This window comes from Peribacillus sp. FSL E2-0218, assembly GCF_037992945.1.
GTDB lineage: Bacteria > Bacillota > Bacilli > Bacillales > DSM-1321 > Peribacillus > Peribacillus simplex_B.
Map to the genome: position 1 here is coordinate 1,881,583 of NZ_CP150304.1, position 20,633 is coordinate 1,902,215.

21 protein-coding genes are annotated in these 20,633 nt (G+C 41.1%); 14 read left to right on the plus strand and 7 right to left on the minus strand.

The features are described 5' to 3' along the window. Positions 1-260 precede the first annotated feature (260 nt). The gene (locus tag MHI53_RS09015) at positions 261-977 is read right to left on the minus strand and encodes a GntR family transcriptional regulator (RefSeq protein ID WP_061142807.1); all 717 of its coding nucleotides are present in this window, start codon (positions 975-977) and stop codon (positions 261-263) included. A 285-nt stretch (positions 978-1,262) separates the two neighbouring features. Between MHI53_RS09015 and MHI53_RS09020 the strand changes: the two genes are divergently transcribed. From MHI53_RS09020 to chbG, 5 genes are read left to right on the plus strand one after another with little or no spacing between them, the layout of a single operon-like run. Continuing rightward, positions 1,263-1,571, plus strand: a complete 309-nt coding sequence (locus tag MHI53_RS09020; protein WP_340373243.1) for a PTS sugar transporter subunit IIB — start codon at positions 1,263-1,265, stop codon at positions 1,569-1,571. A 4-nt stretch (positions 1,572-1,575) separates the two neighbouring features. After that, positions 1,576-2,925 carry a PTS transporter subunit EIIC gene (locus MHI53_RS09025; protein WP_061142790.1) on the plus strand — a complete coding sequence of 450 codons (1,350 nt, stop codon included), beginning with the start codon at positions 1,576-1,578 and terminating at the stop codon, positions 2,923-2,925. 16 nt (positions 2,926-2,941) lie between these two features. Further along, positions 2,942-3,289, plus strand: a complete 348-nt coding sequence (locus tag MHI53_RS09030; protein ID WP_061142808.1) for a PTS lactose/cellobiose transporter subunit IIA — start codon at positions 2,942-2,944, stop codon at positions 3,287-3,289. Continuing rightward, on the plus strand, positions 3,286-4,629 hold the full coding sequence (locus tag MHI53_RS09035; RefSeq protein WP_061142791.1) for a 6-phospho-beta-glucosidase: 1,344 nt from the start codon (positions 3,286-3,288) through the stop codon (positions 4,627-4,629). Before MHI53_RS09030 ends, MHI53_RS09035 begins: the two co-directional genes overlap by 4 nt. Continuing rightward, the gene (chbG, locus tag MHI53_RS09040; protein WP_340373244.1) at positions 4,626-5,357 is read left to right on the plus strand and encodes a chitin disaccharide deacetylase; all 732 of its coding nucleotides are present in this window, start codon (positions 4,626-4,628) and stop codon (positions 5,355-5,357) included. Before MHI53_RS09035 ends, chbG begins: the two co-directional genes overlap by 4 nt. 71 nt (positions 5,358-5,428) lie before the next feature. Here chbG and MHI53_RS09045 read toward each other — a convergent pair whose 3' ends face one another. Beyond that, a complete protein-coding gene (locus tag MHI53_RS09045) occupies positions 5,429-6,610 on the minus strand; it encodes an NAD(P)/FAD-dependent oxidoreductase (RefSeq protein ID WP_340373245.1) in 1,182 nt (393 codons plus the stop codon). Positions 6,611-6,649: 39 nt separating this feature from the next. Then, positions 6,650-7,093, minus strand: a complete 444-nt coding sequence (locus tag MHI53_RS09050; RefSeq protein ID WP_340373246.1) for a DUF1641 domain-containing protein — start codon at positions 7,091-7,093, stop codon at positions 6,650-6,652. A gap of 698 nt (positions 7,094-7,791) precedes the next feature. Here MHI53_RS09050 and MHI53_RS09055 point away from each other — a divergent pair. The 5 genes from MHI53_RS09055 to spoVK all read left to right on the plus strand — a co-directional run bounded on the left by MHI53_RS09055 (position 7,792) and on the right by spoVK (position 13,101). After that, a complete protein-coding gene (locus MHI53_RS09055) occupies positions 7,792-8,247 on the plus strand; it encodes an SMI1/KNR4 family protein (protein WP_061142361.1) in 456 nt (151 codons plus the stop codon). A gap of 663 nt (positions 8,248-8,910) precedes the next feature. Further along, on the plus strand, positions 8,911-10,233 hold the full coding sequence (locus tag MHI53_RS09060) for a GHKL domain-containing protein (protein ID WP_340373247.1): 1,323 nt from the start codon (positions 8,911-8,913) through the stop codon (positions 10,231-10,233). Between the two features lie 279 nt (positions 10,234-10,512). After that, positions 10,513-11,496, plus strand: coding sequence for a tRNA (adenosine(37)-N6)-dimethylallyltransferase MiaA (gene miaA / locus MHI53_RS09065; protein WP_340373248.1), 984 nt, complete (start codon positions 10,513-10,515; stop codon positions 11,494-11,496). Positions 11,497-11,499: 3 nt separating this feature from the next. Beyond that, entirely contained in the window at positions 11,500-11,733 is a 234-nt protein-coding gene (gene hfq / locus MHI53_RS09070; protein WP_034313436.1) for an RNA chaperone Hfq, read from the plus strand. A gap of 411 nt (positions 11,734-12,144) precedes the next feature. Next, complete coding sequence (spoVK, locus tag MHI53_RS09075) at positions 12,145-13,101, plus strand: stage V sporulation protein K (protein WP_061142358.1); 957 nt, start codon at positions 12,145-12,147, stop codon at positions 13,099-13,101. 41 nt (positions 13,102-13,142) lie between these two features. Here spoVK and MHI53_RS09080 read toward each other — a convergent pair whose 3' ends face one another. After that, on the minus strand, positions 13,143-13,751 hold the full coding sequence (locus MHI53_RS09080; protein WP_061142357.1) for a trimeric intracellular cation channel family protein: 609 nt from the start codon (positions 13,749-13,751) through the stop codon (positions 13,143-13,145). A 176-nt stretch (positions 13,752-13,927) separates the two neighbouring features. Here MHI53_RS09080 and hflX point away from each other — a divergent pair, with 176 nt between their 5' ends. The 4 genes from hflX (at position 13,928) to glnA (ending at position 18,418) form a co-directional block, all read left to right on the plus strand. Next, on the plus strand, positions 13,928-15,172 hold the full coding sequence (gene hflX / locus MHI53_RS09085) for a GTPase HflX (protein WP_061142363.1): 1,245 nt from the start codon (positions 13,928-13,930) through the stop codon (positions 15,170-15,172). A 12-nt stretch (positions 15,173-15,184) separates the two neighbouring features. Next, positions 15,185-16,453, plus strand: coding sequence for a methionine gamma-lyase family protein (locus MHI53_RS09090; RefSeq protein ID WP_340373249.1), 1,269 nt, complete (start codon positions 15,185-15,187; stop codon positions 16,451-16,453). A gap of 187 nt (positions 16,454-16,640) precedes the next feature. Continuing rightward, a complete protein-coding gene (locus tag MHI53_RS09095) occupies positions 16,641-17,045 on the plus strand; it encodes a MerR family transcriptional regulator (RefSeq protein ID WP_061142355.1) in 405 nt (134 codons plus the stop codon). A 38-nt stretch (positions 17,046-17,083) separates the two neighbouring features. Beyond that, the gene (glnA, locus tag MHI53_RS09100) at positions 17,084-18,418 is read left to right on the plus strand and encodes a type I glutamate--ammonia ligase (RefSeq protein WP_340373250.1); all 1,335 of its coding nucleotides are present in this window, start codon (positions 17,084-17,086) and stop codon (positions 18,416-18,418) included. Between the two features lie 116 nt (positions 18,419-18,534). Here glnA and MHI53_RS09105 read toward each other — a convergent pair whose 3' ends face one another. Genes MHI53_RS09105 through MHI53_RS09115 form a run of 3 tightly spaced genes read right to left on the minus strand, consistent with a single transcriptional unit; the run spans position 18,535 to position 20,527 of the window. Then, the gene (locus tag MHI53_RS09105; RefSeq protein WP_340373251.1) at positions 18,535-19,692 is read right to left on the minus strand and encodes a site-specific integrase; all 1,158 of its coding nucleotides are present in this window, start codon (positions 19,690-19,692) and stop codon (positions 18,535-18,537) included. Beyond that, on the minus strand, positions 19,685-20,149 hold the full coding sequence (locus MHI53_RS09110; RefSeq protein ID WP_340373252.1) for an ImmA/IrrE family metallo-endopeptidase: 465 nt from the start codon (positions 20,147-20,149) through the stop codon (positions 19,685-19,687). The genes MHI53_RS09105 and MHI53_RS09110 overlap by 8 nt, the downstream gene beginning before the upstream one ends. Before the next feature lie 15 nt (positions 20,150-20,164). Further along, positions 20,165-20,527 carry a helix-turn-helix transcriptional regulator gene (locus tag MHI53_RS09115; RefSeq protein WP_340373253.1) on the minus strand — a complete coding sequence of 121 codons (363 nt, stop codon included), beginning with the start codon at positions 20,525-20,527 and terminating at the stop codon, positions 20,165-20,167. Positions 20,528-20,633: the final 106 nt, after the last annotated feature.

Sequence of the window (20,633 nt, forward strand, 5' to 3'; positions counted from 1 at the left end):
GATTAATGCACATCTCCATATTGTAGTAACTAAAATTCGGGCGATAGGCTGATTAAGGTTTTTGCGCCTATAGGGTGAAGAGCAGGAAAGAGAGCGTTACAGATTCTTGGAGATCCATTCATCGAAAAGGAAATAAACTGCGTTATGTTGCAGGCAACTTGCATTATTCCGATTCAGAGCAATGAAATTCTGGAACAAGTACGATAGTTAAATCATTAAAAAGCAGACATTCAATCGATTGTCTGCTTTTGTTTTTTCGTTCAGTAGTTCCGTTCAATGACAAAGTGTGCACGATCGCCCCTGAAGAGAGTTTTGGAGAATTCGATGACTGAACCGTCACTCTCATATGTGTAGGTTTCCAAGGAAAAACAAGGTGAACCGTTGGGTACTTCCAATTTATCGGATATGGAGTCATCGGCAAGTGAAAATTCCAAATGCTCGACCGTTTTTTTCACTTTTAAATTGAATTGTGTTCCAAGTACTTCAAAAAGCGATTTCTCACATGCCTCAATATTCAGCCCAGGTGTTTTATACCAAGGAAGGTAGGCGATTTCATATTGAAGAGGGACATCGTTTACGTAGCGTATACGCTCCAGCTTATTTACGGGATCTCCAATATTTTGTTTGAAAAGCTTGGCAAGTGTAGCGTTTGCTTCAATGACCTTCAAGCTGATGACCTTTGTGGAAGGATTTTTGCCTTGCATCGTGACTTGCTCGGAGAACTTTTCAACTGTACTTGTAAGGAATTGCTTCACTTTATTTTCCGAAACGAAGGTCCCTTTCCCCTGAACACGATAGATGTAGCCCTCGACGGTCAATTGCTGTAAGGCCGTACGGACTGTCGTCCTGCTTACACCGTATATTTTACAAAACTCCGCTTCAGTCGGTAATTTAGTATTCGTTTCATATTCGCCATTTTTTATGAGATCGATGATCGATTCCTTGACTATGGAATGCAATGCCGCTTCTTTATTCATGGTCTCCACAGTGATTCCCCCCATACTCATTCCTATATATACATATAGATTATCTCGGATAAGTACAATAATCAACTGATAATCGTTAATTTGTCATAACAAATAAAAAATTGTGTTGATATTTTTTTAATTTGTAACTACAATAGATATATGGAGGTAATAATACCCATTTCCAAAATACTGGTAGAGGGGTGGATATAAGGCAAGAGTGTCATAATCAAAAATGCAGTATCATCAATATTATAAAAAACTGAATAATCAATCATTATAAAGGGGGTAATGTCAATGAATATCTTATTATGCTGTTCGGCGGGGATGTCCACTAGTTTATTAGTTACCAAGATGGAGGAAAGTGCAAAAAATCAAGGAGTCGATTGCCATATTTGGGCGGTTGGATCGACGGAAGTGAACAATGAAATGGATAAGGCCGATGTGATTCTTTTAGGACCACAGGTTAGATATCTCCTTTCCAAGTTACAGGAAGCGGGAAAAGAAAAGGGGATTCCTGTCGCAACCATCAATCCGATGTTCTATGGACTGTGTAATGGTGAAGAAGTGCTAAAGCAAGCCACTACTTTAATTAAGGGAGAATAAGGATATGATGACTTTTATTGATAAGTATATTATGCCTGGAGCTGTAAAAGTAGGAAATAACCGGCATCTGCTTGCGATTCGTGACGCATTGATTGGAATGATAGCGATTACAATGATCGGGTCATTTGCGGTCCTGTTTAACAATCTAGGGCAAGTCATCAAGCCTTATGGAAGAATGATGGAGGCCATATTCGGTCCCGCATGGAATACACTTGGCGGTGATATTTGGTTTGGCACCTTCGCATTCATGACGGTATTCGCTGTATTTGGCATTTCTTATAAACTAGCAAGATCTTACGGAGATGATGGCTTTGAAGCGATGCTTGTATCCGCGGCCTGTTTCTTCCTATTATTGCCTCAAATCGGCAATGTCACTTTAACCATTGATGATAAAGCCGTTACAGGCGGCGCGTGGGGATTTGTAAGCGTTAACTATTTCAATGCTACCGCCCTATTTACAGGAATCGTCGTTGCCTTGATTGCGACTGAAATATTCGTTAGGCTTTCACGAGTGAAATATTTGGTCATTAAGCTGCCCGATGGAGTACCTCCAGCTGTTGCCAGGTCATTTGCCAAGTTAATTCCTGGCATGGCCACAATCTTTGCCGCGGGCTTGTTCGGATTGTTATTCCGCAAGGCTACGGATGGTCAGGTATTGAATGATTGGCTGAGCAAAGTAATCGTATCTCCCTTACAAAGTGCTGTAGATTCATTACCATTCGCAATTTTATTAGTATTTCTTGTTCATTTATTATGGATGATTGGTTTGCACGGACCAAATATCCTTGGTGGGATAACAACACCGCTTTTTGAAAGCTCGGGAGTGAAGAATATCGATTTATATGCAAAAGGTGTCAAAGATATGGACCAGTACGGGGTATTGGCAGGATCTTTCCTGGATGCCTTTGTCTATTTAGGAGGATCTGGTGCAACATTAGGTCTTATCATTGCCATGATCATTGCAGGACGGAAACGGTATAAACAGATGATTGCACTCGGTGGGGCACCAGGGGTGTTCCAGATTAATGAACCGATTCTTTTCGGATTGCCTATCGTCCTGAATCCAATGTGGTTCATTCCTTTCGTCCTTGGCCCGGTAATCACGACGGTGATCTCCTATTTAGCGGTAAGCAGCGGCCTGGTTTTTCCGATTGTAGCCAAGATTCCTTGGGTTACGCCTCCAATCGTGGGAGGATTCCTGGCAACTGGGGGGCACGTATCCGGAGCAGTATTAGCAGCTGTCAACTTAGTCATTTCAACAGCGATTTATTTACCGTTCGTTTATGCACAGGTGAAGATAGACTCAAAAAATAAAACAGAGCTTACAAAAGATTCAGAAACGTTAAGCGTATAAGAAAGCAGTGATGAAAATGGAAAAAGAAGAATTATACCAGTTATCCTTTCAATTGATTTTATATAGCGGCAATGCAAGAAGCTTTGCGATGGAAGCGATGCAGGAAGCGAAGAAAAGAAACTTTGAATCAGCACGTTCAAAGATTGCCGAGTCGGAATCCGAACTGCTGCAAGCCCATAAATATCAAACACAATTAATCCATGCCGAGGCAGGGGGAGATCATTTCGAACTCCCGATTCTCCTGGTCCATGCACAAGATCATCTCATGACAGCGATGACATTGAAGGATCTTGCGATTGAAATGATCGATATCCGTGAAGAATTCATACATGCAGCTGCTATGAAGGAGGGAACTGCCGAATGAGCAAGGGGTTGAAGATTGTTACGATTGGCGGAGGATCAAGCTATACGCCAGAGTTGATCGAAGGTTTCATTAAATATCATGGAGAGCTTCCTGTGAGTGAAATTTGGCTAGTTGATATTGAAGCGGGTAAGGAGAAGCTTGAAATCGTCGGGGATTTGGCTAGAAGGATGATTGAAAAGGCTGGAGTGAATATAGAAGTCCACCTGACATTGGACAGAAAGAAAGCGCTTAAAAATGCAGATTATGTCACGACGCAGCTCCGGGTTGGCCAGCTCGCTGCCAGAGCTCTTGATGAGAAGATTCCATTGAAGCACGGAGTCATCGGGCAGGAGACAAACGGACCTGGAGGGCTTTTCAAGGCTTTTAGAACGATTCCCGTCATTCTTGATATAGCCCGTGAGATGGAAGAGGTTTGTCCGGATGCATGGCTAATCAACTTCACCAACCCTGCTGGAATGGTAACGGAAGCGGTTCTGCGTCACAGTAATATTACCAAGATCATCGGGCTTTGCAATGTCCCGATTGGCATGGAGCGAGGTGTGGCGGATTTGATGGGCGTCGAGCCCTCAAGAGTCAGGATCGACTTTGCCGGCTTGAACCATATGGTATATGGCTTGGATGTATTCGTTGATGGGGAAAGTGTCAAAGATCAAATCATCAATCTGATTACAGATCCTGCAAAAGCCGTCACGATGAAAAATATCCATGCAATGGGATGGGAGCCGGGATTCTTAAAGGCCTTGAATCTGTTTCCGTGCCCGTACCACAACTACTATTATAAAACGGGAGATGTGCTTGCCCAAGAGTTGAAGGATGCAGAAAATGGGGAGACACGTGCTGAGGTCGTCCAAAGGCTTGAAGCGGGGCTATTCGAGCTATATAAAGACAAGGATTTGGCCATCAAGCCGCCGCAGTTGGAAGAACGAGGAGGAGCGTACTACAGTGACGCTGCTGTGAGGCTGATTTGCTCGATGCATACGGATAAATGCGATATTCAAGCCGTCAATACCGTCAATCATGGTTCCATTGAAGGCATACCGTATGAATCGGCCATTGAAACCAGCTGTGTAATAACGAAGGACGGTCCGAAGCCGATCAATGTCGGAAAGCTTCCAGTGGCTGTGCGGGGATTGATTCAGCAAATTAAATCGTTCGAACGAGTGGCCATTGAAGCCGCAGTCACTGGGGACTATGACACTGCACTGCTTGCCTTGACGATTAATCCATTAGTTCCAAGTGATCGGGTTGCAAAACTTATTCTCGATGAAATGCTAGAGGCGCACAAAGACTATTTGCCTCAGTTTTTCAAAAAAAAGGAGTTGCAGGATAACTTATCATGATTGAAGTTCTTATAAATGCAGATGATTTCGGGTTAACTAAAGCGGTGAATTATGGAATTTTGGATAGCCACAAATATGGAATTGTCAATTCGACGACGATCATGATGAATGCGAACGCGACGGAGCATGCGATAGAAATCGCCAAGAAAACCCCCTCTTTGAAAGTGGGTATACACTTAGTGCTGACATGGGGGAAACCTTTATTGAGCGATGTGCCGAGCTTGGTTGATGAAGATGGGTACTTCAAGAAGCAAGGAGTGGTATACGCCAATCCCAATGATATATCCTTGGCTGAATTGGAGCGCGAGTGGTCTGCGCAGATTGAAAGGTTTTTGGAATTCGGGCTGTTTCCAACTCATTTCGACAGTCATCACCATGTACATGGGATAAAAGCCTTCCTGCCGGTCATTCAAAGGCTGTCGGAGAAATACCGTTTGCCGGTGCGTAATGCGGGAGAACACTTTTCTGGTATGCAAACCGTTACCGATCTATTCTTTGATGACTTTTATGGAGATATGGTTGCAGAAGATTACTTTCAGAACTTAAAGGGAAGGGTAAACGATGGAGCAAGTGTGGAAATAATGACTCATCCGGCCTATCTTGACGAAGAATTATTTACTGTTTCCTCCTACAACGATAAACGTTTAAGGGAAACTAGCATTTTGACTAAGGCAAAATTGCCGGAAGGATATTCCCTTAGGTTCAGCATCAATCAAGTTAAGATCTGAATGTATAAACGAAAATCCATCACAAAAAGGACCATTCAAATGAATGGTCCTTTTTGAAATGATTCTTTGTTTTAGTAGGCCAAGCTATATAGCGCTTTGATGTGTGATAAGTAGCGGATATTACTCGCTTCCTTCATCAAAGTGGCCGGCAGGCCTTTCAGGGAGGTATTATTGGCTCCGACGGTTGCCACGGCATCCTTCCGGCCAAGGCTCGCAAGCGTACCTGAATTTACAGGTGCGAATACTTCAAGCTTCTTGCCTTCGAAGGCTGCATAGAGGTTATACCCGACAAGCTCACCCATTTGCCATGCGTTTTGTGCAGTTGGCGCGTATGGACGTCCGCCTTCTGGAGGGAAAGCAAGGGCGCTGTCACCGACAACGAATACGTCCTTATGTGACGTCGATTGCAAGTATTCATTAACGGCTGCTTTGCCGCGATCGACTTCAAGACCTGATTCGCCGACGATAGGAAGAGCCGCAACCCCGCCTGTCCAAACAAGCGTATTGGCCGTGATCGTTTGTCCATCCTTCAGTTCGATTTGGTTGCCTTTAACACCCGTTACAGGCAGACCTGTCAAGAACTCGACGCCGCGCGCTTCCAAGGAAGACATGGCCCGGTCGATCAGCGGATCAGGCAGCACAGGAAGGATTTTTGGACCAGCTTCAACAAGCTTGACTTTCAAATCCTTGAAGTCCACGCCGAATTTCTTGGCGATTTTAGGGAAATGATCGACGATTTCACCAATCAGCTCGACGCCAGTCAAGCCGCCGCCGCCAATTACGATGGTCGCATCGGCTTCATTTTTCGTTTGGGCATATTCACGAATGCGATCTTCGATATGCTTGTAAATTTGGTTGGCATCTTTCACCGATTTCAAGACCATGCTGTTTTCTTCAAGACCTGGAATGCCGAAGAATCCTGTTTGGCTTCCTAGTGCCACGACAAGGGCATCATAGGATAAAGTGGAGCCATTGGAAAGCTTCACTTCTTTTTTATCAACGGAGAAAGACTCCACTTTTGCAATGGCAAGGTCGATATCTTTTCCTTTGAAAAGTTTTTCCAAAGGAATCGAAACAGCTTGCTCGGAAATCGAACCGCCGGCAAGACGGTGCAATTCAGTGATGATTTGGTGGGTTGGAAATTGGTTCACCACGGTAACCTGCACTTCATCCTTGTTGTAATATTCACTTACGGACAACGCAGATAGTAAACCAGCGTATCCGGCACCTAAGATGACGATTTGTTTTGACATAGTAAATCCCCCGTTCTTACTGTTTGTATGTGTTAGACATTATTTTTGGTTTTTACGTTCTGAAGAGACTTCCAGGAACGCTTGCGCGAAACGGAAAAGCTTTTGTGCCTCCGGGTCTTTCATCATTTTTAACAAGCCAAAAAGACCGATCACATCATGATTTGCTTCTGCGCGATCCTTCGCTTCGATTGCGGTAGCCGCAAGACCTTTCACGGAACCGACCACAGGTGTTGCGATTTCCGAGATCGCACTGACGGTATCGTTTTTCAGGACATCATCCGTTGCCACCGATTGAGCGAAATCATAAGACTTTGTTAAAATATTCACTAATTCAGTCAGCTTTGGAAGCTGATCGACTAAAGTATTGAGGGATGCCTGAACCTCAGGCTTTAAAAGCTGATCTAGGATATCCAATTTTTCTTGGTTTGCAGAAATACTAAGTGCATCATGTTCAAGTATTGATTTTGACATTACATCTACCATATCTAATTCCCCTTTAATCTAAATTTAATTTTATTTATATTTTTCCGCCGATACTACTAATCATACGACTCTGATCTGTTAATTTCAAATGAATTTTACTTGATATGACTATAATTTTAGCTTGTTAATGAAGAGTGATCGGAAGGTAATGGGAGGTACCTACCATTCTGGGGTAATTTTGCAGCACTTCTTATTACCATGCCTTTATAAAGAGATTTCTTAGGATATATACAAATATAATAGAAGGAAGTATCAAGCAAAACGTAATATTTATTATATTCATAGAGTGGGGCCGTTACATATTTCCCTTTTCATAAGTCTGCTTGTTGCATTCACATTTTTACAAACCCTCCCCGGATTTTATCCTCGTCAGGATAGCTGTCTTTTTTTCATGCAACATGGACTTATTGATGAAAAGGTCGTCCTTTTCCCTTTTTATGGATAAGTATGGCCAGGAAATGAAAAAAATATCTGAAAATACAGAAAAAAATGGTAAAATTATGTTAGTATATTTAAAAAAGTGGTATGTTTAAGATTCTAATGAATAATTTATTCTTCAAGGAACTTCATCGGTAAAAGAACGTTTAATTCTCCAGTTAAGACGGGAACGATGTTCAATAGGCTTCGATGAAAATGGATTCGGGAATGGGATTGTCGGGTTGGAAGTTGCGACTATATAATGAAATGGAGTTGGTAGAATGGTGAATATTACTGGATATGGAAAAGCGACACAAGAGGCAGTGGATGGTTTTCAGGAATTTGTCGGATTTGAAATTCCTGCAGATTATAAACAATTCCTCCTTAAGTATAATGGCGGCATATCTGAGGTGCAAAACAGCAAGTTTTATGTAGATACATTGGATACCCTCGTTTGCTTGAATGTTCTCTACGGATTAGATCTTGAGGATAAAGGGCTGGATTTACGGAAATGGCACGAAGAGAATAAAGATGATTTACATAAAAATTGCATCATCATTGGTAATGATACGTGTGCCGGCAAGATCTTGCTGATAAATAACGAAGAGGAAAAGGGAATATACTTCTGGGATCAAGGTTGGTATTCGGATCCTTCAAGCCAGGATGAAAATATTTATAAAATTGCCGAGAGTTTTCAATCCTTTATCGAAGGATTGAAAATCCCGGAAGAAATCTAAATTATAATGAACCCCTTGATTGGCTTAGACCTTTCAAGGTTTTTTATTGGAATTTACAAGCTAAGTGAAAGAAGTGGGAAACGGGATTGCGAAAGAAAACGATGTCTATGGTTTTTGAAAGGGAATATGTGACATTTTAAATAAGGATTTCTTTATTTTCTGTTAAATGGAAACTTCTTTCGTGCTCATTAAAGGCCGCGTGATATCGGTCCAAATGACCTATTGCTATTTTATGAATATTTTATTGCGAATTGGTGTTGCAATCGAGAAGAAAAACGTTAATTTTGATGGGATGTAAAGAGAAAATATTGAAATATTTCCATCTAAAGGGTAAAATTATATATTTGAAAAGAAAAATATATAATTAATTTTCTTCTTTTTTTCCTTTTTAAAATAAATATATAGTAAAATTATATTCGTTTGGAAATAACATATTTTAATGGAAATAATTAATATAGACATTCCGCTTAGATTAGCATGTAAAAAAGTTAAAGAACCAAAAAAGATGTGGGTATTTTGTTAGTTATTTCAAAACTTATAGTTTTATTTACCTGCTGTTGAAGTGAGACGTGGATATTTCTCTATATGTTTGTTCCTGTATATAGTAAACTCAGAATAGGTTCGTTAACTTTTAACTGCTAGAGACGAGGTACGTTTAAATCTATGAAAAATAAAAAGTTAAGGGCATTTTTTTATTTGACCATCCTATTATTAATCGCTTTCATTCTTCTGAATATGTTTTCTACTTATTTAAGCATTAAAAATTCTGTTCAAAAATCAGTTGCAAATCAAAACTTGGTAGCTGCCAGATCCATTGCCGACTCCATGGATGTAGAGGCCTATGAGCGATTTCTCGATAACCAAGTAAAGAGCCGGGAATATAAGGATATTAAAGCGTACTTAGAAGATGCAAGAGAAAAAATCGGGGCTTTGTATGTTTACACCATCATGGTCGATAATCCGAAAGTGTCAAAAGCTATGATTACAGGATTTTCTAAAGATCATAAAGGGGATTTTCCCATAGGCGGAGTGTGTACCGTCCCTCCAAAGCAGGTCAGACAGGCCTATCAAGGCAAAAGCTTCATTACCGGGATACTGGATGATCCGGAGTATGGCGATTATTTGACTGTGGGAGTGCCAATCAAAAATAAAGCTGGCTCCATCATAGGGTTTTTAGGGATCGATGTAAGTGCCGAGAATATAAACTCCATTAATGGAAAGGTATTAAGAAGCAGTATTGCCATCCTCGTTTATAATGGAGGCTTTGTTATCATGCTGCTGGTTACCTTTTTTGTCGTTCAAAAGTGGTATCAAAAAGAACTGACGCGTGAAGTCGGGGATACGGAGGATACGTATCAATCGGAATTTCAATCGCTCATAGCTTCAGTTCGTTCATTAAGGCATGACTTTTCCAATCATATTCAGGTTATACATGGTCTCCTTAAATTGAAGGAGAATGATAAAGCCCTCGATTATTTAACAGGTCTATCAAAAGAGGTCCATTCCCTCGAATCGATGAAGCTGGATGTAAGTCATCCGGGCCTGTCTGTACTGTTGGAGACAAAAAAACTCTCGGCCCAAAATTATAACATCGATATTGAAATCGATGTTTCACCTAACTCGTTTAACAGGGTGAAAACGATCGATTTGATTAAATTATTATCAAATGTCATCGATAATGCGATTGAAGCAACGGTTGAATTGCCAGAGAATGAGCGCCGAATGAACATTGCCTGCATAGCTGATGAGGAAAAGTATACCTTTAGGATCACGAACACCGGGCCTATGATAGCGCCCTTCGATCAGGAAAATATATTCATTAGCGGATTTTCAACCAAAAAGCCCCAAAAGGGCAAGGTTCGCGGTCAAGGTTTATTCATCGTAAAAGACTTGGTGAACAGATATGATGGAGAGATCCTGGTGCAATCGAATGAGAAGGAAACTTCCGTATTGATGATGATACCAGTGAATGGGAGACCGATCTGAATGGATTAAGAAGGCAGGTCTGTGCACCATGCCGAAAAAGGATGATTGCTGATGTAGCGTAATCATCCTTTTTTGTGTCTTCATTCAAAGAATCCCCCTAGATTCCGCTTAAACTCCAGCTATATGGAAGGGCTCCATTTTATAAATGCCTCTTGAACAGACTTCACAGGAAGGAGGAATGAATAAAACAATGGGAAATGGACAGAATGGGTAGATGTTTAGCTGCTTTCAACGAGATTATGTTAAGATAGGGAAAAAATCATATAAGGCAGTGAGAATGTGAAACAACAAAAAGGAAAGCTTCTCGTTATCATTGGACCGACTGCTGTTGGCAAGACAAAAATGAGCATTGAGATGGCAAAGTTATTTAATGGTGAAATTATCAGCGGCGATTCCATGCAGGTATATAAAGGCATGGACATAGGAACTGCAAAGATCAAGATGGAGGAAATGGAAGGCGTTCCTCATTATTTACTTGATATCAAGGAGCCGGATGAACCTTTTAGTGCCGCAGAGTTTCAGGAGCATGCAAATGCTTGCATCGAGGATATCCATGGCAGGGGGAAGCTCCCTATTATCGTTGGCGGAACAGGATTATACATACAATCGGTGATTTATGATTATCAGTTTTCAGAAGCCCCGTCCGACCTAGAATATCGAGAAGGTTTGGAAAAACAAATAAGAGAGTCAGGAATCGATCCGGTTTTTGACCAATTACGGAAGGTTGATCCTGAGAGTGCGAAGCGGATTCACCCTAATAATGTAAGGCGTGTAATCAGGGCACTTGAGATTTTTCATTGCACAGGTAAAACGATGAGCGAGCAGCTCGATGATCAGCCGACGGAATTGAAATATGAGACGTGCATCATCGGCTTGACGATGGAACGTGAAAAATTATATCAGCGTATCGATCAACGAGTTGATGGAATGGTAGATGAAGGGCTGATTCATGAGGTTCAGTCGTTTTATGATCAAGGTTTGAAGGATTGCCAATCCATTCAGGCCATAGGCTATAAAGAGATTTATGATTATTTTGATGGAAGGGCTTCAGTGGATGAGGCGGTCGAGACTTTAAAGCAAAATTCCCGTCGATATGCAAAAAGGCAATTGACTTGGTTCAGGAATAAGATGGATGTCATCTGGTTTAATATGACCGATCTAGAGGGATTTCCGAAAAAAATACATGAAATATCTGGATTTATAGCAGGAAAGCTTTTCAACGAAGGCGAATACATAAATTTAGAGAGAAAAGAGGAGGACTAATACATGAAACAATCAGTAAATATCCAGGATCAATTTCTTAACCAATTACGAAAAGACGGCACCTATGTAACGGTATTTTTATTGAATGGGTTCCAGATCAGGGGGCAAGTTAAAGGGTTTGATAATTTTACGGTATTATTTGAATCGGAAGGCAAGCAGCAATTGGTCTATAAACATGCCATTTCTACATTCGCTCCACAACGTAATGTTCAAATTGATTACGAAGTGAAGGAATAGTCATATATATAAGGATGTGAAAAACAGGTTTCGCTAATGGCGGCCTGTTTTTTTTGTATGCACTGCTCGTTTTTTCAAATAATCGATAATGTTACGTACGTGTTTTGAATATATATCTAGGGACGATTATTTTCCGGGAAACCGCAGGAATTGACAATTCCCCGTTTAAACGGGCGAATTGGAAGGAAGTTTGTCGGAATATAGTTTCAATGGAAGAATTCAGTCGTGATCATGCACCGTTGAAAAGGAAAGCTGGCATTTTACCCTGGCATTTTCTGAATTCACGAAAAGAAATAAGGGAATTTCCCGACGGGGGAAAGTTTCGGCTTATGTTACATAAGCATTCCCATCATAAATCGGAAATAGAATGCAATCGTGGAGTCAAGGGTCCAAGATGGAGAGGTGAATGCATTGGAACAACCGATCCGTATGAAAAATAACGGGCAAATCAATATCGTGTTTAATGCGGAAAATAGAAAAACGCTACAAAAGGATCTGCCGATAAAAGAAATTTTGGTACAGGAAATACCTCACCAGCATGCAGCCCTGAGGGAAATCGAAGAGGAGCTGAAATCGCTGGTCGGGATGGAAGAAATGAAACGGATGATCAAAGAAATATATGCGTGGATCTATATCAACAAACAGCGCGAGGCTAAAGGAATGAAGACTGGCCGTCAAGCATTGCATATGATGTTCAAAGGAAATCCCGGAACGGGAAAAACAACGGTTGCGCGTTTAATCGGGAAGTTGTTTCAAAAAATGAATGTACTCTCAAAAGGGCATTTAATCGAAGCGGAGAGGGCGGATTTAGTTGGAGAGTATATCGGTCATACTGCCCAAAAAACGAGGGATTTAATAAAGAAAGCGATTGGCGGGATCTTATTCATCGATGAGGCATATTCCTTGGGAAGGGGCGGCGAAAAGGACTTTGGGAAAGAGGCCATTGATACCCTTGTCAAACATATGGAGGATCGCCAGCACGAATTCATTTTGATTCTTGCCGGGTATTCACGGGAAATGGATTATTTCCTCAGCCTTAACCCCGGCCTTCATTCCAGGTTTCCGCTCGTAGTTGATTTTCCGGATTATACGATCGATCAATTGATGGAAATAGCCGACCGGATGCTGCAGGAGCGTGAATATATCATGAATCGTGAGGCTGAAAGGAAATTAAAGGAACACTTGATCATCCTGCGATCATATCGCAGCTCTATTTCATTTTCTAACGGCCGCTATATACGCAACGTGATTGAAAAGTCGATCAGGGCACAGGCGATGCGGCTTTTGCTGGAGGATTCCTTCGAAAGAACGGATTTACTGACCCTTACCGGCCAAGACTTGATTTTTGAAGATGATGAGAAAGAATGATTCACATAGAAAAGCCCGCGGATATGGCGGGCTTTTCAAATTTATGTTTTCGGCACCCATTTTTTATTGGGAAGGTGCCAATTGTAGGTGTAGGATAGGACGCGTAAAATGGTAATGATCGCAAAGAGCGTATATAGCTGCCATGCCTGGGACAATACACCGCTTCCTAATGCCATGCCTGCAATGATGGCCCAAACTACGTAAATTTCTTTTCTGAAGACCAATGGTTTCCGGCCGGCCAACACATCACGGACAATTCCGCCGCCGCATCCGGTTAATGCCGCTGATACAATGATGGCGCTAATTGGATGGTTTAATTCTACCGCATACATCGCCCCTTGGATGGCGAAGGCTGAAAGTCCAATGGCATCACTGAAGTTCCCCCATCTGTCCCAGTGTTTCGATAGGATGGTAGGAAAAACAAAAACGATGGTAATGGATAGTAAAGCGATGATGAAATAGAAGCTTTGGTCCCATAAGGTTGAAACGGGGACGCCTATCAGCAGGTTCCTGATTGCACCTCCGCCAAACGCGGTTATGATTCCTAAAATGTACACTCCTAAAATATCATACTCTTCTTCCATGGCGATGATGGTGCCGCTAATGGCAAAAGCAATCGTACCTATGAAACTTAATACTTCCCATGTCATTTGCATGTTCCCTCTATGTCTTTTCTATTTTGATGGTAAAGTCAAATTTGATTTTAGCATGTTATCGAAATTTTTAAAACGGGTAAAGCTTTGTTTTCCGTAAAGTTTTATCTGTTCATTTTTTTTGTTATGATAAACTGAAATCTTAATATAGGTGGTGGGCGTTTTTGGAAGAAATGATGAAGGAAAAGGCCGTGTTGATAGGGTGTCAGACAACGGAGGAAAATGAACGTTTCGAATATTCACTTGATGAATTGGCCTCGTTGGCGAAGACGGCGAATGGCGAGGTGCTGATGACCATCACCCAAAAAAGGACAAGCATCGATCCGGCTACATATATAGGAAAAGGAAAAGTGGAGGAGCTTCGGAACCTTGAAGAAGAGCTGGAGCCGGATTTATTCATCTTCAACGATGAATTATCCCCGAGTCAGATCCGAAACCTTTCCAAACAGCTAGAAGCAAGAATCATTGACCGGACACAGCTTATCCTCGATATATTTGCGCAACGCGCACGTTCCAGGGAAGGGAAGCTTCAAGTTGAATTGGCTCAGCTCCAATACCTATTACCGCGTTTGGTTGGACAGGGGACGGCATTGTCCAGGCTTGGAGGCGGAATTGGCACGAGGGGCCCGGGAGAAACGAAACTGGAAAGCGATCGTCGCCATATCCGCGGGAAAATTGATGAAATCAAGCAACAATTAAGTGGAATAGTGAAGCATCGTGAACGCTATCGCGACAGAAGAAAAAGGAACAAGGCTTTTCAAATCGCCCTTGTCGGTTATACGAATGCGGGTAAATCGACATTGTTCAACCGCCTGACGGAGGCGGATTCCTTCGAGGAAAACCAGCTGTTCGCGACTCTTGATCCCATGACGAGAAAGGCGATCCTGCCAAGCGGCTTCACCGTGCTCTTGACGGATACGGTCGGCTTTATCCAGGATTTGCCGACCTCCCTAATCGCAGCATTCCGCTCGACGCTGGAAGAATTGAAAGAAGCGGATTTATTGCTGCATGTGGTCGATTCCTCAAGTTCAGATTATTTTAACCATCAGAAAACGGTGCAGGATTTGCTAAATGACTTAGAAGTCCCTTCCATTCCACAACTAACATTGTATAATAAGAAAGACAGGACCCACGCCGATTTTGTAAGAACGTCCAGCCACCCTTCATTATTGGTCAGTGCCTATGAACAATCGGATTTGAATCAAATCATGGAAGAAATTGAAAAGTACGTGATTGAGGAAATGGTTCCTTATTATGTTTTTCTCCCTTCGAGTGAGGGTAAACTATTATCACAGCTGAAAAATGAAACCATCTTGCGCACTCTCTCCTTTAATGAAGACTCGGAAAGATATGAATGCAAAGGTTTTTGTCTAGCTGATCATCCATTGACAGGGCAGCTAGAGAAATATTCGTTATAAAGGGGAATTTTGATGTATCAGCAGTTAACGAACGGAGAAATGTTGCAAAACATTGCCAAAGAAGTGGAAGCAATGATTTCTCCATTACATAAGCAAGTGGACGAACGAATTGAAGAAAATCAATTTCGTGTATTGCAAAGTTACCAAGCACATAAAGTGAGTGATTCCCATTTCATCCCTACGACGGGTTATGGCTACGATGATATAGGGCGCGATACGTTGGAATTGATTTATGCCGAAGTGTTTGGGGCGGAAGCAGGATTGGTGCGTTCCCAAATCATTTCTGGCACACATGCCATTTCAACTGCCCTTTTCGGCATCCTGCGCCCAGGCGATGAGTTATTATACATAACCGGAAAGCCATATGACACGTTGGAAGAGATTGTCGGCATTAGGGGAACCGGTATCGGTTCATTGCGGGATTTTCAAATAAGCTACAACTCCGTTCCGTTGTCGCGATCTGGAAGCGTTGATTTCGAGGCTGTCAAACAAGCCATTCAACCGCATACGAAGATGATCGGCATTCAACGTTCGAAGGGATATGCGACACGCCCATCCTTTACGATTGCTGAAATCAAGGAAATGATTTCGGTCGTAAAAGAGATCAATCCGGAAATCGTTGTATTCGTTGACAATTGCTACGGTGAATTTGTGGAAACGCAGGAACCATGTCATGTCGGAGCGGATTTGATGGCAGGGTCACTGATCAAGAACCCAGGTGGCGGGATAGTGAAGACCGGTGGCTACATTGTAGGTAAAAAAGATTTAGTTGAAGCTTGCTCCTACCGATTGACGTCTCCGGGAATAGGAGCCGAAGCAGGTGCATCGCTTTATAGCCTGCAGGAGATGTACCAAGGGTTCTTCCTTGCGCCGCATGTCGTTGGACAAGCTGTTAAAGGGGCGATTTTCACATCTGCATTGTTGGGGAAAGTCGGGATGAACACTTATCCGAAATGGGATGCAAAGCGCACCGATTTGATTCAATCAGTCCAATTCGATGATCGTGATAAGATGGTCGCCTTTTGTCAGGCAATCCAATATGCCTCACCGATCAATTCCCATGTGACGCCATATCCTGCCTATATGCCGGGCTATGAAGACGATGTCATCATGGCTGCAGGGACCTTCATCCAAGGTGCCAGCATCGAGCTTACCGCGGATGGGCCGACAAGGGCTCCATATGTAGCCTATGTCCAGGGCGGATTGACGTATGCCCATGTGAAAATCGCTGTATTGACTGCAGTGAATGCGCTGATGGACAAAAAACTGATCCAATTATAAATAGAGATATGCGCTTAACAGGAATCCAAGTGATTGGATTCCTGCAAAAATCAATAGTCATAATATTTGTTCAGTTTTGGAAAGCCACTTTTTGTTTAAAACATGTCATGAAATGTAACATCATCTTGACAAGTTTAATAACATAATATAAGATAAGATTAAGATAAGCTAAAGGAGGATGCTAAGAATGAGCGGCAACAACATTCGGCGTTCGATGCCTCTTTTTTCCATCGGAATCGTCATGCAGCTAACTGAGTTGTCTGCACGCCAAATTCGGTATTACGAAGAGCATCAATTAATTACTCCTATGAGAACAGATGGAAATCGTCGGGTTTTTTCTTTGAATGACATCGATCGACTGCTTGAGATTAAGGATTTAATCGAACAAGGAGTCAATCTGGCCGGCATCAAAAAGATTTTCACTGTAAAGGAACAGAATTTACCCAAGACACAAGATTTAGAACAAGCGGAAAAAATAAGACATGACCTTAGTGACGAGGAGCTTCGCAAGCTTCTGCGTGCCGAGCTCTTACAAGGAAGCAAGCACCGAACGTCTCTTCGGCAAGGGGATATGTCCCGTTTTTTCCAATAAAAAATATGATTATGAATGATTATTAGGGGGAATAAAAATTGGCAAAGTTCACACGTGAAGACATCACTCGTTTAGCGAAAGAAGAAAATGTTAAGTACATTCGTTTACAGTTTACTGACATTTTAGGGACAATTAAAAATGTTGAAATCCCGGTCAGTCAATTGGAAAAAGCGCTTGATAATAAAATGATGTTTGACGGATCTTCCATTGAAGGATTCGTACGTATCGAAGAATCCGATATGTATCTATATCCTGATTTAAATACATGGGTCATCTTCCCTTGGACTTCCGAAAAAGGCAAAGTGGCACGCTTGATTTGTGACATTTACAATACCGATGGAACACCTTTCGATGGGGATCCCCGTGCAAACTTAAAACGTGTTCTTGCTGAAGCTAGAGAAATGGGCTTCACGGATTTCAATCTAGGACCTGAACCAGAATTCTTCTTATTTAAACTGGACGCAGCTGGGGAGCCTACTCTGGAATTGAATGATAAAGGCGGATACTTTGACCTTGCACCTACGGACTTAGGGGAAAACTGCCGTCGTGATATCGTTCTTGAGCTTGAAGAAATGGGATTTGAAATTGAAGCATCCCACCATGAAGTAGCTCCAGGACAACATGAAATCGATTTTAAATATGCCGATGCCATTTCAGCTTGTGATAACATACAAACATTCAAACTTGTTGTTAAAACGATTGCCCGCAAACATGGCTTGCACGCCACATTCATGCCGAAACCATTATTCGGTGTTAACGGATCTGGAATGCACTGTAACGTTTCCCTATTCAAAGGCAACGAAAACGCATTCTATGATAAATCAGGCAAATTGGAATTAAGCAAAACAGCTGAGCAATTTATCGCAGGGATCATCAAGCATGCTCCAAGCTTCACAGCGGTAACGAACCCAACTGTTAACTCATACAAACGTCTAGTACCTGGCTACGAAGCGCCTTGCTATGTTGCATGGTCCGCTAAAAACCGCAGCCCGTTAATCCGTATCCCGGCTTCACGTGGAGTGAGCACGCGCGTAGAGGTACGCAGTGTCGACCCAGCAGCAAACCCATACCTGGCACTTGCTGTCCTGCTAAAAGCTGGTCTTGACGGAATCAAGAACGACCTGACTCCTCCAGCTCCGGTTGACCGCAATATCTATGTCATGAACAAAGAAGAGCGTGAAGAAGTAGGCATCGTTGACCTTCCGGCCACTTTATATGCTGCATTGGAAACATTGAAAGCCGATCCAGTCATCAAAGATGCGTTAGGCGAACACCTGCTTGAACACTTCATCGAAGCAAAAGAAATCGAATGGGATATGTTCCGCACGCAAGTCCACCCATGGGAACGCGAACAATATATGTCCATGTATTAATAGCTTTAAAGCCTTGGCACCTCTGGTGTCAGGGTTTTTTTGTTTCGGGCATTCTTTCAAAAAAATGTTGGCATTTAGTATCTGCCCGATAAATGCCCGAGAAAAATTCAAAAAAATTATTCAAGGACATTTTTCATATACGCCTCGTATTTATCCATTGTGTCATGTTCAATTTTTTTACTAATATGAGAGTATACATCTGCCGTGATTTGCATACTGCCATGTCCTAAACGCTCTTGGATGTATTTCATACTTGCGCCAGCCTCTAATTGTAATACTGCATGCGTATGACGAGTAGAGTGAATAGGTAGGGGGGGAAGCTCAGCTTTTTTTAAGATACGAGTAAATGAATTAAAAAGGCTTGATTTCGGCATGTAGTTTCCATCATTTCTGCATAGTATTAAATTTAGGTCATAGTAGTAATCTTCTTGCAATGCTAATTTGTTTTGGTTTTGATACTTCTTATGATAAAGTAAATCATTTGCAAGGGACTGACTAATTGTAATTACACGTTTTGAATGATACGTTTTAACATTGCCAAAGATTTTACTTTGATCCTTACTTGCTTCTTGAAAATCAAGGGATTTATTAATAATAATTCTTTTTTCTTTAAGGTCAATGTCTGTCCATTGTAAGGCAGCTGCTTCACCTTTACGTAAACCAGTTTCAATTAGTACTTTAAAAAATATCCAATAAATATAGCCATACTCATGGGCTGCTTTTAAAAAGCTAGAGATGTGTTCCGACTCGATAAATTTTAATTCGCTGATTTTATGTTCACCTTTAATTGTAACTCCAGAGCAAGGATTCATTTTGATTTTCCCCAACAATCGGGCCTTTTCTAATGCATTGTACATGGTACCGTGTATAATTTCTACTGTTCTTTTACTATATTTCTTTTCTGTTAGCTCATTAATGAATTTTTGATACATTATCGGCTTTATATTTTTAAGTAATATGTTTTTAAAGTATGGAATGATATGATTTTCAACGTTACGCTTGTGTATTTCAAATGTATTTTTAGCTACTGTACCCCGTTTATATTCGTTTAACCAGGCATTCAAATACGTCTTTAATGATTCAGGTGTTATTTCAAACCCTTCACGAATCATTCCTTCCATTTCTTCTGCGGCTAGTTGGGCTTCTTTTTTACTTTCAAATCCTTTTTTAGATTTTTCTTTAGTCTTTCTTGTTAATGGATCATGAAAGTAAATTCGATATTCCCAAAAATCTTTGTTTTGGCCTTTCTTTTTGTATTTATAATATTTAGCCATATCTTTTCTCCCTCTTTTCAAAAATATTGAGTGGATTGAACTGAATGATAAGATTTTTGTGATAAATATAAGTGCCGTATTTTTCAATATATCTCTCTAAAGCTTCTTGTAAAAACTCCTCAGTAACATTTAAAAATTCAGAAATTTCAAAGCGGTTTGAACAACCATATTCATAAGCTTCAACAAAGCAGGGCAAAGGTATAAGTTTGTTGTAAGCCCACCGCCTAGCTATTTTCTCTTGTCTAACGTTATTTAGCTTGGTTTGATCAATAATATTTCCAACCGTTTTAAAATGATGCCCTAATTCTTCTGCCAGAACGCACCTTTTTTGTACATTTGTTTGGAGTTTATCAATTATGATATGTCCGTTCCTGTATAACCCTCTAAAGCCATATTGAAGTTCTATTTCTTTCACTGGAATCTCTGCATATTCCGTAAGTAATTTATGATAATGCATCAAGTAGCACTCCTCTTATTTGTTATCATCTTGAAAGATAAAATCAATATATTTTAAAACGTCCTTCATTTTCTCTTCTGTAACTTCTTTTCCATCCAAATGAGCAGCTATAGTTTCAATTGCCTTGCTATTTTTTTTGATTTGTATAGTAGGATCCTCTTCTTTTATGCCCATGATGTATTCAGGTGATGCATTAAAAAAATCAGCGAAAATCCGGATTATATCCATTTTTGGTTCTGCTAAATTATTTTCGTACCTAGAAATCATGCTTTTGCTAATCGTTGTTTCATACCTTTCATTAATTTGTTTCGCTAACTGTTCAATACTTATCTTTTTAGATGTCCGCAATTTTTTAAGGATAGATCCAAATGAGTACATAAATTAAAATCCCCTTCACCTATATTATTCATATCTAATATACTAACTTATTAGTTCCTTTAATGCAATATATTCTAAGTGTTTGTTCCTTAAAAGGAATATTATT

Bases quoted from the DNA above. Each gene is read 5' to 3' on its own strand.
- MHI53_RS09015 (WP_061142807.1), bottom strand. From the start codon at position 977: ATGAATAAAGAAGCGGCATTGCATTCCATAGTCAAGGAATCGATCATC.
- MHI53_RS09020 (WP_340373243.1), top strand. From the start codon at position 1,263: ATGAATATCTTATTATGCTGTTCGGCGGGGATGTCCACTAGTTTATTA.
- MHI53_RS09025 (WP_061142790.1), top strand. From the start codon at position 1,576: ATGATGACTTTTATTGATAAGTATATTATGCCTGGAGCTGTAAAAGTA.
- MHI53_RS09030 (WP_061142808.1), top strand. From the start codon at position 2,942: ATGGAAAAAGAAGAATTATACCAGTTATCCTTTCAATTGATTTTATAT.
- MHI53_RS09035 (WP_061142791.1), top strand. From the start codon at position 3,286: ATGAGCAAGGGGTTGAAGATTGTTACGATTGGCGGAGGATCAAGCTAT.
- chbG (WP_340373244.1), top strand. From the start codon at position 4,626: ATGATTGAAGTTCTTATAAATGCAGATGATTTCGGGTTAACTAAAGCG.
- MHI53_RS09045 (WP_340373245.1), bottom strand. From the start codon at position 6,610: ATGTCAAAACAAATCGTCATCTTAGGTGCCGGATACGCTGGTTTACTA.
- MHI53_RS09050 (WP_340373246.1), bottom strand. From the start codon at position 7,093: ATGGTAGATGTAATGTCAAAATCAATACTTGAACATGATGCACTTAGT.
- MHI53_RS09055 (WP_061142361.1), top strand. From the start codon at position 7,792: ATGGTGAATATTACTGGATATGGAAAAGCGACACAAGAGGCAGTGGAT.
- MHI53_RS09060 (WP_340373247.1), top strand. From the start codon at position 8,911: ATGAAAAATAAAAAGTTAAGGGCATTTTTTTATTTGACCATCCTATTA.
- hfq (WP_034313436.1), top strand. From the start codon at position 11,500: ATGAAACAATCAGTAAATATCCAGGATCAATTTCTTAACCAATTACGA.
- MHI53_RS09080 (WP_061142357.1), bottom strand. From the start codon at position 13,751: ATGACATGGGAAGTATTAAGTTTCATAGGTACGATTGCTTTTGCCATT.
- hflX (WP_061142363.1), top strand. From the start codon at position 13,928: ATGATGAAGGAAAAGGCCGTGTTGATAGGGTGTCAGACAACGGAGGAA.
- MHI53_RS09090 (WP_340373249.1), top strand. From the start codon at position 15,185: ATGTATCAGCAGTTAACGAACGGAGAAATGTTGCAAAACATTGCCAAA.
- MHI53_RS09095 (WP_061142355.1), top strand. From the start codon at position 16,641: ATGAGCGGCAACAACATTCGGCGTTCGATGCCTCTTTTTTCCATCGGA.
- MHI53_RS09105 (WP_340373251.1), bottom strand. From the start codon at position 19,692: ATGGCTAAATATTATAAATACAAAAAGAAAGGCCAAAACAAAGATTTT.
- MHI53_RS09110 (WP_340373252.1), bottom strand. From the start codon at position 20,149: ATGCATTATCATAAATTACTTACGGAATATGCAGAGATTCCAGTGAAA.
- MHI53_RS09115 (WP_340373253.1), bottom strand. From the start codon at position 20,527: ATGTACTCATTTGGATCTATCCTTAAAAAATTGCGGACATCTAAAAAG.